This is a genomic window from Finegoldia sp. BIOML-A2 (assembly GCF_009678315.1).
In the GTDB taxonomy this organism is placed as follows: domain Bacteria; phylum Bacillota; class Clostridia; order Tissierellales; family Peptoniphilaceae; genus Finegoldia; species Finegoldia magna.
The window spans coordinates 1-11,505 of record NZ_WKZE01000004.1 but is presented as its reverse complement, the minus strand read 5'-3'; the positions used below and the strand labels follow the sequence as shown (position 1 = coordinate 11,505).

The following is an 11,505-nucleotide window of genomic DNA, read 5'->3' as shown; positions in this document are numbered from 1 at the left end:
GTAATGAGTAAATTTATTTTTATTACTGGAGGAGTTGTCTCTGGTATAGGTAAGGGAATTAGCGGAGCAAGTATTGGAAGAATGCTAAAAGATAGAGGGATTTCTGTATTCATGCAAAAATTTGACCCGTACTTGAACATAGACCCAGGTACTATGAGTCCTTATCAACATGGAGAAGTTTTTGTAACAAAAGACGGAGCAGAAACTGACCTAGACTTAGGCCATTATGAAAGATTTATTAACGAAGAATTAACTCAAAGATCTAATATTACGACTGGAAAAGTCTACAACGACGTTATCAAGAAAGAAAGACGTGGAGATTATAACGGCAAAACCGTACAAGTTATTCCGCATATTACTGATGAAATAAAAAAAGCGGTGTATAAAGCAGCTGAAGAATCACAAGCAGACATTGTTATAACAGAGATCGGCGGAACTGTAGGTGATATTGAATCATTGCCATTCTTGGAAGCAATCAGACAAATCCACGCTGAAAACGAAAAAGAAGACGTATTATTCATTCATACAACCTTAGTTCCAACAATTCCTGGAAGCAATGAACTAAAAACAAAACCAACACAACATTCTTATAAAGAATTGATGAGTTTGGGAATAAAAACAAATGTAATAATCCTTAGAAGTGAGGGAATAGTTACAGATGAATTAAAAGAAAAAATCTCATTATTCTGCGATGTTCCAGTTGAGGCTATTATTCAATCATTTAATGTTGACTTTATCTACGAAGTTCCATTGAAATTCCAAGAACAAAATTTGGATAAATATATCATGAGAAAAATGAAACTAAAATCCAAAGGCGAAGAAGATGGAAAATGGAGAAAAATGATTGAAAACTACAGAAAAGCAACTGAAACTGTAAATATCGGTTTAGTTGGAAAATACACAGAACTTCACGATGCTTATCTTTCTGTAGAACAAGCATTGATAGATGCTGGATATGCAAACAATCACAAAGTAAACATTCGTTGGATTAATTCCGAAGAATTAAACAAAGACAATATCAAAGAATCATTTGAAGGATTGAATGGTATTATCGTTCCAGGCGGATTTGGTGGCAGAGGCATGGAAGGAATGGTTGAAACTTCAAAATATTGTCGTGAAAACAATATGCCATATTTCGGAATTTGTTTGGGAATGCAAATTGCAGCAATAGATATCGCTAGAAATGTACTTGGTTTAGCTGATGCTAATACAGCGGAAGTTGTTGCTGATTGCAAAAACCCTGTAATAAGTTTAATGAAAGAACAAAGAGATATTGAAGATATAGGTGGAACATTAAGACTTGGTAACTACGAGTGTCACTTGAAAGATAAATCATTGGCAAAAGAATTGTACGGTGAAGAATTTATTCAAGAAAGACACAGACACAGATATGAATTCAACAACGATTACAGAGAACAATTTGAACAAAATAATGTTGTATTCTCAGGAATTAATGACCAATACAACTTGGTAGAAATGCTTGAAATACCACAAAATAAATTCTTCTTAGGTTGCCAATTCCATCCGGAATTCAAATCAAGACCTAACAAAATTCATCCTTTATTCGATGGATTCATAAAAGCATCCATTGAAAACAAATAAAGAAGGTGGAAGATATTTTACTTGTAATAGATATTGGAAATACTAATATTGTATTGGGTATTTTCAAAAATGATGAGTTGATTTTTGAATGGAGAATATCCACAGATTTGCACAAAACTAGTGATGAATACGCTCTAACATTAAGACAAGCTTTGGAATATTCAAATATTAAAAAATCTGATATAAAAGAAGCTATTATTGGTTCTGTAGTACCAAATCTGATGCCAACTATACCAAAAGCAGTAAAAAAATATTTGGGAATTGAACCATTGATAGTAGATGAAAATATAAAGACGGGAATAGTTAATAAATACGCAAGTCCAAAAGAGGTCGGCGTAGATAGAATAATCAACGCAGTAAGTGCTTGTAAAAAATATTCTACTCCAGTTATTATCGTAGATATTGGAACGGCGATTACTTTTGATTATATTTCGGAAAATAAAGAATATTTGGGAGGAGCAATAGCTCCGGGGATTGCAATTTCATCAGAAGCATTATTTATGAAGACTGCAAAACTACCAAAGATTGAAATAGAAATGCCGGATAAAGTTATTGGAGATAGCACCGTAAAAAGTATGCAATCAGGAGTTGTATTTGGATTTATAGGATTAATAGATTATATAATTGAAAAAATCCTAGAAGAAAAACACAAAACAAAAGATGAAGTTACAATTATTGCAACTGGTGGTTTTTCTTATTTGATTGCAAAACAATCAAAGTATATTACAATTATTGACAAACTAATCACTTTAGATGGCTTAAAAATTATTAACGAATTAAATAGAAATGATTAAAGAAAAATTAAACTTAAATAGTAATTTGTTTTTGGCACCATTAGCTGGAGTTACAGATATTCCATTTCGAATAATCTGTGGAGAATTGGGAGCGGGGTTGTGCTTTACAGAAATGATAAGTGCCAAAGCACTTTACTATGATGACAAGAAAACTAAAAAACTTTTAGATACAGATCCAAGAGAGAACAATACATCTGTTCAAATATTTGGACACGAACCAGAAATCATTGCATATGCAACTAGATTTCTGACTGAAAATTACAATTTCAAATCAATTGATATAAATATGGGATGTCCTGCACCGAAAATTTTCAAAAACGGTGACGGCTCAGCTTTAATGGGAGATTTGAACTTAGCGGAAGATGTTATAAGAGCTTGTAAGAACAACACTGATTTGCCAGTTTCTGTAAAATTCAGACTTGGAATCGATGAAAATTCCATGAATTACATGCAGCTTGGACAAATTTGTGATAGATTGAAAGTAGATTATATTACACTTCACGCTAGGACAAGAAAAATGTTTTATTCAGGAGAAGCTGATTGGTCTCATATAAAAAGATTAGTGGAAAATGTAGACATACCTGTATTTGGCAATGGCGATTGTTTTACAAAAGAAGACATTAGAAAAAATATGGAATACTCAAATTGCGATGGAGTTTTGTTGGCAAGAGGTGCAATGCAAAATCCATTTATTTTTAGTGATGATGAAATCAAAACTAAAGAAGAAGTTATCGACACAATAAAAAAACACATGCAATTGAAATTGGAATTTTACGAAGAAAAACGTGCGATTTTGGAAATGAGAAAGCACATTCAATGGTATCTGAAAGGATTTAGAAATTCTAATAAAGTTAAGAACAAAATCAATCAATTGACAGATCTTGTTGAAATATACAAAATACTAGATGAATTTTAAAATGAATAGTTTAATCATATACTAAAAACTTGACAATTATGCCTTTTGTTATATAATTTTAGAATATATGGTTAAAATAAGGAGAATAGATTATGGCAGATAAAGAATTTTTATTAACTCAAGAAGGATTAGATCAACACAAAGAAGAACTTGAGTTTTTAAAGACTACTCGCAGAACAGAAATAGCTGAGAAAATCAAAGTTGCCAGAGGATTTGGCGACCTTTCTGAAAATGCAGAATATGATGAAGCTAAGAATGAACAAGCGCAAGTAGAAGAAAGAATTAACTATCTTGAAAACTTGCTACTATATGCAAAAGTAATTCAAGATGACGAAAATCAAAAAGACGTTGTGACAGTTGGATCAACAGTAACTTACAAAAACTTAAAGTCAAACAAAGAAATGACATATAAAATAGTAGGGACAGCGGAAGCTGATCCTTTTGAAGGTAGAATTTCAAATGAATCACCAACTGGAAAAGCCCTGTTAAACCTAAAAGTTGGTGACACTACTACAGTTGAAACACCAGGTGGAATCGTAGAATTAAAGGTATTAACTGTAAAGAAAGGATAAAAATGGAAAATTTAAACGAAATGCTACAAATTCGTAGACAAAAGTTACAAGAATTATTAGATGCAAATGAAAATCCTTACGTTCATGAAAAATTTGACAATGCTAATAATACAAAAGAAATCCTAGATAACTTTGACGAATTTGACGGAAAAGAAGTTAAAATAGCCGGAAGAATTATGAGCAAAAGAGGACATGGAAAAGTTAACTTCATGGACTTACAAGATTCTTTTGGTAGAATTCAATTATTTAATAAAGTAAATGAATTAGGCGAAGAAAATTATGCAAAAGTAAAAAATATGGATATCGGAGATATCGTTGGTGTTGAAGGATGTATTTTTAAAACACAAAGCGGAGAAGTATCTATTAGAACAAAGACTGTAGTTTTATTATCTAAATCATTACAAATATTACCTGAAAAATGGCACGGACTAAAAGATCCTGATTTGAGATATAGACAAAGATATGTGGATTTAATTATGAATCCAGAAATCAAAGATACATTCATAAAAAGATCTAAAATTATTTCAGCAATCAGAGAATTTTTGGATACAAGAGGATTCTTAGAAGTTGATACTCCAATTTTGAACACAATAGCTGGTGGAGCAAATGCTAGACCATTTATCACTCACCACAACACATTGGATATCGATATGTATTTGCGTATCGCAAATGAATTATACCTTAAGAGATTAATTGTAGGTGGATTCGACAAAGTTTATGAAATGGGCAGAATGTTCAGAAATGAAGGAATGGATCACACTCACAATCCAGAATATACGGCAATAGAATTGTATCAAGCTTACGCTGACTATAATGATATGATGGATATCACAGAACAATTAGTTGCTTTTGTTTGTGAAAAAGTTAATGGATCTATGAAAGCACAATTTGGTGAAACAGAAATAGACTTTACACCACCATGGAAAAGAATAACAATGGTTGATGCAATAAAAGAATATGCAGACATCAACTTCGATGAAATTGAAACAGATGAACAAGCTCGTGAAGTTGCCAAAGCAAACAATGTTGAAATCGCAGACAATATGTCACGTGGCGAAGTTATCAACGAATGTTTCGAACATTTCTGCGAAGAAAAATTAGTTCAACCAACATTTGTATTGGGTCATCCAGTTGAAGTAAGTCCATTGGCTAAGAGAAATCCAGATGATGAAAGATATACTCACAGATTTGAAGCATTTGTATGCACAAAAGAAATAGCAAACGCATTTAGTGAATTGAACAACCCAATCGACCAAAAAGAAAGATTCTTAAAGCAAGTTGAAGCCAGAGAAAATGGCGATGACGAAGCTCAAATGATGGATTATGATTTCTTGAATGCATTAGAAGTAGGACTTCCACCAACAGGCGGTTTGGGAATTGGTGTTGACAGACTTATAATGATGTTAACTAACAATGAATCAATCAGAGATATAATGTTGTTCCCAACAATGAAGCCAATAGGCTTAGAAAAGGCAGAAAATGGGGGTTTGTCAAAAGAAACTTACGAAACTTACGACAAACTTACGACAGAAGAAATTGACCTTTCAAAAGTGAAAGTTGAACCATTATTTGAAGATATGGTAGACTTTGAAACTTTCTCAAAATCTGATTTTAGAGTTGTAAAGGTTAAAAACTGCGAAGAAGTTCCTAAGTCAAAAAAACTTTTGAAATTTACATTAGATGATGGTTCTGAAAAAGAAAGAGTTATTTTATCTGGTATTAAGGAATATTACAGCGCAGAGAGCTTAATTGGAAAGACACTACTTGCAATTTGTAATCTTCCTCCTCGTAAGATGATGGGAATCGACTCAGAAGGTATGATTATATCTGCAATTTGTGAGTATGACGGTGAAGAAAAACTTAACTTAATAATGCTGGCTGATAATATTCCAGCAGGATCAAAATTATATTAAAGGACACGCTAATTATGAAACTGGGGTTTGTTATGAATCCCAGTTTAATTTTTAGGAGTATGTATGAGATGGATAATTAGAATAATTTTATTACCGATAAGATTAGTGTTGAGTTTGCTCATAGCTTTTTTAACCTTCATATTAAGTTTGAGTACTGCGTTGTTAAGCGTAGTTTCTACTTTGATTTTTATAATTGGAATAGCTAGCATTTTTCAAGGAGACAAGCAAATTGTAATTGAAGCACTAATATTAGCATTTTTATTTAGTCCATTTGGATTACCTAAATTAGGTATATATGTTATTGGATTATTAGAATTATTAAACTATACAATAAAATCAATTTGAAGAAAAATAAATATAAGACAACCGTAGACGATAGAAAGCAATAATTCTGTCGTCTTTTTTTATTTCAAAGAAAGGAGGTAGGGATGAATTTTGATTATTTTTATAATAGGCAATCTGAAATGTATAACTTCATTAGGTTACCTATGTTATTAATGGAAGATAAGATTTTTGAGAGCATTTCTATTGAAGCTAAAGTTTTGTATTCATATATGCTCAATCGAATGGGTCTTTCATATAAAAATGGCTGGATAGATGAAGATGGAAAAGTTTTTATTTACTACACAATGGATGCTATTAAAGAGCAATTTAACTGTGCTAATGATAAAGCCTTAAAGATTATAAATGAGCTTGATACAAAATCAGGAATTGGATTGATAGAAAAGAAAAGACAAGGACTTGGAAAACCAAATAGGATATATGTTAAAGATTTTATGAGTGTTTTCTATGATTCAAATAATAGAAATCCAGATTTCCGAAAAGCAGAAGTCCAGACTTCCGATAATCGGAATTCAAGAACTCCGAATAACAGACTTCAAGATTTCCGAAAATCGGAAGGTAACTATAACAATATTAATAATAATGAGTTAAGAAATAATGATTTTAATAAAGGGCAAAAACCTTATGGAATATATAAAAACATATTTTTAACTGATGAGGAATACAAGGACTTAACAAATGAATTAGGAAGTAGAATTAATGAGTACATTGATAGGTTGTCGTCATATATGAAAGCAAATAACAGAGATTATCAAGATCACAAGGCAACGATAATCAATTGGTATCTTAATGATCAGGCAAAAAACATTAATGATAATACAACAAGGAAAATGAATTACGATATAGGAGAGAGTTTATGACAAGTTTAAAAGATTTTGTATTAAGAGAAAATGATATTGAAAGAAATGGGCATATCTATTGCAAGGTATGCGGTAAAAGAGTCGATGGAGAATTACTTGACCTTGGATTTACAAAGTTTATTCCCAGAATTAAATGCGAATGTGAAATAAAAAGAGATAAGGAAAATGAAGAAAGAGAAAGACTGATGAAAATATCATCATTGAAAAGAGATTGCTTCTCATCGCCGCTCCAACACCAATATACTTTTGAGAAATACTTAAATGAAAAAGGTCAAGCTTACAAGGTTGCTTACAATTATGCTAAAAGTTTTGAACAAATGAAGGAAGACAATGTTGGACTTTTATTTTATGGAGATGTTGGCAGTGGAAAGACTTATCTTGCTTGTTCTATTGCAAATGAATTAATCGAAAGAAAGCAAGTTAAAGTTAAGATTATGAATTTATCTCAGGTTATAAATCAAATACAAAAATCTGCATTTAAGCTAGATTCAAATGAAATAATAAGTAACCTCTCTAATATCCCTTTGTTAATCTTAGATGACCTTGGAATTGAAAGGGATACATCTTATGCAAGGGAGCAAGTATATAACATTATAAACTCAAGATACTTAAAAGGCAGGCCGACAATTTTTACTACAAACTTATCATTGGAAATCATTCAAAATCCTAATATTGAACTTGAGTATCAGAGAATATATTCAAGAATACTTGAAATGACAATACCAGTTAAAGTTACGGGAGAAGATTTTAGAAGAAAAATTCAACAAGAGAAGTTAAGAAAATACAAAGAGTTACTTTTATATGGAGGTGGAATAGATGATTAATGAAGAAGTATCTAGGTCAAGTCTTAATCTTGAAGTAAGACTTGCAAAAGCAACAAGTAAAGCAATTCTTGATGCCTTAAAGAAAGTACACAAGCAAATAGAAGAACAAGGAGGCTTGAAAAATGTAATAAAAAATAATGGAGAAGAAGTAAAACTAAAGGATATGGTTAAAAAGGGACAGTTAGAAGAAATTAATCTAAAAGATCCTGAGTTAAAAGAACTAAAGAAAATTTTAAATAAACACGGAGTGAAGTTTTCTGTTATGAAAGATAAGGAAACTGGTAATCACTCTGTGTTTTTTCAATCTAAGGATATAAAGGTAATGGAACATGCCTTTAAAAAAGCAGTTAAGGCTTCTGAAAGAAAGGCCGATAGAAAAGATTCAATAACGAAGACTATAAATAAGTTTAAAGATATGGCTAAGGACACTATCAGTAAAGATAAAGTTAAAAATAAACATAAGGAGCAAAGCTTATGATAAGTAATTTAAAAACATTTGAAAATAAGAATTTTGGGAAACTCACTGTTATAGAAAAAGACGGTGAGTTTTTCTTTATAGCAAATGAAGTAGCAACTATGTTAGGATATGTCAATCCAAGAAAAGCTGTTTATGACCATGTAGATGAGGAAGATAAGGGTGTAACGAAATGGAACACCCCTGGAGGAATACAGAATATTTCAATAATTAATGAGTCAGGATTGTATTCACTTATCCTCTCATCAAAACTACCACAAGCAAAAATATTCAAAGCTTGGGTAACGAGAGAAGTCTTACCTAGTATTAGAAAAAACGGAGGATATATAGTAGGGCAAGAAAAGAAAACTAACGAAGAGTTACTTGCAGATGCAATTCTTGTAGCCAATAGAATTATTGCTGAAAGAGAAGAAGAAATTGAAGTATTAAGACCAAAGGCAGACTATTATGACAAATTAGTAGATTATAGCCTACTTACAAACTTTAGAAATACTGCCAAAGAGTTAGGAATACCACAAAACCAATTTATAAGTTTTTTAATGGATAAGGGATTAATTTATAGAGATAAGAAAAAGAAACTCTTACCTTATGCAGATAAGAACAAGGGATATTTTGAAGTAAAGGAATGGGTTGATCCACTAGGTACACTTGTAGGAATACAAACATTTATAACACCAAAGGGAAGACACTACCTACTAATTTTATTAGATAGTGAAGGTTTTTACGATGAATAAGATATTGGAAGCTATTCTTTCTGATATTAAAAACTTAATTAAAATAGACAACCCAAAGAAATTTATATTAGCAAACATTCCTTATTTATCCTTTTTCTATATTGGAAATATTTTTTCTAAGCACATCAATTCTTATGTAGGAGGAGATATTATTGATAGAATAATGGTGGGAATTTCTGATATAGGAACTTTATCTTATATACCAAGCCTTAATCCAAGGGACTTGTTAGTAGGTATTTTTCTTGCTGCTCTTGTTAAGCTAATTGTTTATAGCAAAGGAAAAAATAAAAAGAAATATAGGCAAGGTAAGGAATATGGCTCTGCAAGATGGGGAGAAAGTAAGGATATTGCTCCATACATTGACCCTAAGTTTGAAAACAATGTTCTCATAACTAATACTGAAAGACTTACAATGAACTCAAGACCTAAAAACCCAAAATATGCTAGGAATAAAAATGTATTAGTAATAGGTGGTTCTGGATCAGGTAAAACAAGATTTTATGTAAAGCCAAATCTAATGCAAATGCACTCTTCTTATGTAGTAACAGACCCTAAGGGGACACTTGTATTAGAGTGTGGAAAAATGTTATATGAAAATGGATATGACATAAAGATTTTGAACACAATAAACTTTAAAAAGTCTATGAAATACAATCCATTTGCTTATCTTCGATCAGAAAAAGATATTTTAAAACTTGTGCAAACAATCATTGCTAACACAAAGGGAGATGGAGAAAAGGCAGGAGAAGATTTCTGGGTAAAGGCTGAGAAGTTATATTACACTGCCCTCATCGGTTATATTTATTATGAAGCACCTGAAGAAGAAAAGAATTTTAAAACACTCTTAGATATGATTGACGCAAGTGAGGTTAGAGAAGATGACGAAACCTATATGAACCCAATTGATAGGCTCTTTGAAGCTCTTGAAAAGAAAGATCCAAGTCATTTTGCAGTTAAGCAATATAAGAAATATAAACTGGCAGCAGGAAAAATGACCTGAACCCCAAAATCCGGAATACGGATGGAGGGGTTTTTGTATGCCAAAATACACAAAAGAATTTAAAATTAAACTAGTGAAGGAATACTTATCAGGTAATTCGGGTGGTCGAGAAATGGTAGCTAAAAAATATGATATTCCAGATGGAACTTTGAGAAATTGGATAAATAAATATAATTCAGGAGGCTTTGATAACTTATCTAAAAAGTTAAAAAACAATAATTACACTAGTGAATTTAAGCTATCTGTAATACAATATAGGCAAATCAATAATACTTCGCTTAGAGAGACTGCAGAGCATTTCAATCTTGTAAATGTATCTATGGTATACAGATGGGAAAAAGCTTATCAAGAACGTGGTCTATCTGGGCTTGAAGATAACAGAGGAAGGCCTAGAAAAAATATGACTAAATCAAATAAAAAGTCTAAACTAAACACTCCAATAAACGAAAGTGAAAGGGAAGAATTAATAAGACTAAGAGAAGAAAATAGACTTCTCAAAATGAAGATAATATACGAAAAAAAGCTACAAGCCTTGCTACTGGAAGAGGAAGCAGAAGCAAGGAAAAGACAAAGATAATCCTCAAACTACAAAAAGAATATCCAAAAAGCAAGGTAAGTGAATGGATAGAAATAGCTAAGTTACCTAAATCATCCTACTATGAATGGAAGATAAAATTAGAAAATCCAACAGACAAAGACAAAGAAGTTAAAAATGAAATTAAAACCATAGTAGATGAATCAAAAGGTAGATATGGCTACAGAAGAGTAACTATGGTATTAAAAAATAAAGGCTTTAATATCAACCATAAAAGAGTATTAAGAATAATGAGAGAAGAATCCTTGCTATGTACTAAATTCAAAACTAGATCAAGAAAATATTCATCATACAAAGGACAAATAGGAAAAGTAGCAGATAATGTAGTAAGAAGACAATTTAGCGCTACTAAACCAAATCAATTATGGTTAACAGATGTAACAGAATTTAGATTGAGAGGCAAAGAAGAAAAACTCTATCTATCACCAATACTAGACCTATACAACAGCGAAATAATTAGCTATACATTAAGCAATCATCCAACAACTAAATTAACCAATACAATGTTAGAAAAAGCAATAAATAAAACAAAAGATATAAGTAAACTAATAATACACTCAGACCAAGGATTTCATTATCAACATAGTACTTGGACAAATAAGTTAGAAAAATTGAAAATTACACAAAGCATGTCAAGAAAAGGAAATTGTCTAGACAATTCTCCAATGGAGAACTTCTTTGGGATATTAAAACAAGAAATGTATTATGGAGTGGAATTTAAAAGTTATGATGAATTAGTTAATGAGATCGAAAGATATATTAAATGGTACAATGAAGATAGAATTAAAACAAAATTAAACGGAATGTCCCCTGTTATGTACAGATTACATTCCGCTTAAAATATTATTAAATTATTCCGTGTTTACGGGTTCAGGTCA

13 protein-coding genes are annotated in these 11,505 nt (G+C 31.3%); all 13 read left to right on the top strand.

The window, feature by feature from the left end:
- The first annotated feature begins 3 nt into the window (after positions 1 to 3).
- Complete coding sequence (locus tag GKF99_RS04925) at positions 4 to 1,602, top strand: CTP synthase (RefSeq protein WP_110058072.1); 1,599 nt, start codon at positions 4 to 6, stop codon at positions 1,600 to 1,602.
- A gap of 5 nt (positions 1,603 to 1,607) precedes the next feature.
- Positions 1,608 to 2,396, top strand: a complete 789-nt coding sequence (locus GKF99_RS04920; RefSeq protein ID WP_110058073.1) for a type III pantothenate kinase — start codon at positions 1,608 to 1,610, stop codon at positions 2,394 to 2,396.
- On the top strand, positions 2,389 to 3,312 hold the full coding sequence (dusB, locus tag GKF99_RS04915; protein WP_154272778.1) for a tRNA dihydrouridine synthase DusB: 924 nt from the start codon (positions 2,389 to 2,391) through the stop codon (positions 3,310 to 3,312). Before GKF99_RS04920 ends, dusB begins: the two co-directional genes overlap by 8 nt.
- Positions 3,313 to 3,404: 92 nt before the next feature.
- On the top strand, positions 3,405 to 3,884 hold the full coding sequence (gene greA, locus GKF99_RS04910) for a transcription elongation factor GreA (RefSeq protein ID WP_094205876.1): 480 nt from the start codon (positions 3,405 to 3,407) through the stop codon (positions 3,882 to 3,884).
- Positions 3,885 to 3,886: 2 nt separating this feature from the next.
- Positions 3,887 to 5,797, top strand: coding sequence for a lysine--tRNA ligase (gene lysS, locus GKF99_RS04905; RefSeq protein WP_154272777.1), 1,911 nt, complete (start codon positions 3,887 to 3,889; stop codon positions 5,795 to 5,797).
- Positions 5,798 to 5,860: 63 nt separating this feature from the next.
- Complete coding sequence (locus GKF99_RS04900) at positions 5,861 to 6,142, top strand: CD1845 family protein (RefSeq protein ID WP_001267200.1); 282 nt, start codon at positions 5,861 to 5,863, stop codon at positions 6,140 to 6,142.
- Positions 6,143 to 6,225: 83 nt separating this feature from the next.
- Complete coding sequence (locus GKF99_RS04895) at positions 6,226 to 6,999, top strand: replication initiator protein A (protein ID WP_154272776.1); 774 nt, start codon at positions 6,226 to 6,228, stop codon at positions 6,997 to 6,999.
- Positions 6,996 to 7,823, top strand: a complete 828-nt coding sequence (locus tag GKF99_RS04890) for an ATP-binding protein (protein WP_154272775.1) — start codon at positions 6,996 to 6,998, stop codon at positions 7,821 to 7,823. Before GKF99_RS04895 ends, GKF99_RS04890 begins: the two co-directional genes overlap by 4 nt.
- On the top strand, positions 7,816 to 8,301 hold the full coding sequence (locus GKF99_RS04885; protein ID WP_000606600.1) for a PcfB family protein: 486 nt from the start codon (positions 7,816 to 7,818) through the stop codon (positions 8,299 to 8,301). Before GKF99_RS04890 ends, GKF99_RS04885 begins: the two co-directional genes overlap by 8 nt.
- Positions 8,298 to 9,032 carry a phage antirepressor KilAC domain-containing protein gene (locus tag GKF99_RS04880; protein WP_154272774.1) on the top strand — a complete coding sequence of 245 codons (735 nt, stop codon included), beginning with the start codon at positions 8,298 to 8,300 and terminating at the stop codon, positions 9,030 to 9,032. The genes GKF99_RS04885 and GKF99_RS04880 overlap by 4 nt, the downstream gene beginning before the upstream one ends.
- Positions 9,025 to 10,032 (top strand): type IV secretory system conjugative DNA transfer family protein, encoded by a 1,008-nt coding sequence (locus tag GKF99_RS04875; protein ID WP_154272773.1) that lies wholly within the window; start codon positions 9,025 to 9,027, stop codon positions 10,030 to 10,032. The genes GKF99_RS04880 and GKF99_RS04875 overlap by 8 nt, the downstream gene beginning before the upstream one ends.
- Before the next feature lie 37 nt (positions 10,033 to 10,069).
- Complete coding sequence (locus GKF99_RS04870; protein WP_002835581.1) at positions 10,070 to 10,609, top strand: helix-turn-helix domain-containing protein; 540 nt, start codon at positions 10,070 to 10,072, stop codon at positions 10,607 to 10,609.
- A complete protein-coding gene (locus GKF99_RS04865; RefSeq protein ID WP_149972081.1) occupies positions 10,543 to 11,466 on the top strand; it encodes an IS3 family transposase in 924 nt (307 codons plus the stop codon). Before GKF99_RS04870 ends, GKF99_RS04865 begins: the two co-directional genes overlap by 67 nt.
- Positions 11,467 to 11,505 lie beyond the last annotated feature (39 nt).

Bases quoted from the DNA above. Each gene is read 5' to 3' on its own strand.
- GKF99_RS04925 (WP_110058072.1), top strand. From the start codon at position 4: ATGAGTAAATTTATTTTTATTACTGGAGGAGTTGTCTCTGGTATAGGT.
- dusB (WP_154272778.1), top strand. From the start codon at position 2,389: ATGATTAAAGAAAAATTAAACTTAAATAGTAATTTGTTTTTGGCACCA.
- greA (WP_094205876.1), top strand. From the start codon at position 3,405: ATGGCAGATAAAGAATTTTTATTAACTCAAGAAGGATTAGATCAACAC.
- lysS (WP_154272777.1), top strand. From the start codon at position 3,887: ATGGAAAATTTAAACGAAATGCTACAAATTCGTAGACAAAAGTTACAA.
- GKF99_RS04900 (WP_001267200.1), top strand. From the start codon at position 5,861: ATGAGATGGATAATTAGAATAATTTTATTACCGATAAGATTAGTGTTG.
- GKF99_RS04895 (WP_154272776.1), top strand. From the start codon at position 6,226: ATGAATTTTGATTATTTTTATAATAGGCAATCTGAAATGTATAACTTC.
- GKF99_RS04890 (WP_154272775.1), top strand. From the start codon at position 6,996: ATGACAAGTTTAAAAGATTTTGTATTAAGAGAAAATGATATTGAAAGA.
- GKF99_RS04885 (WP_000606600.1), top strand. From the start codon at position 7,816: ATGATTAATGAAGAAGTATCTAGGTCAAGTCTTAATCTTGAAGTAAGA.
- GKF99_RS04880 (WP_154272774.1), top strand. From the start codon at position 8,298: ATGATAAGTAATTTAAAAACATTTGAAAATAAGAATTTTGGGAAACTC.
- GKF99_RS04875 (WP_154272773.1), top strand. From the start codon at position 9,025: ATGAATAAGATATTGGAAGCTATTCTTTCTGATATTAAAAACTTAATT.
- GKF99_RS04870 (WP_002835581.1), top strand. From the start codon at position 10,070: ATGCCAAAATACACAAAAGAATTTAAAATTAAACTAGTGAAGGAATAC.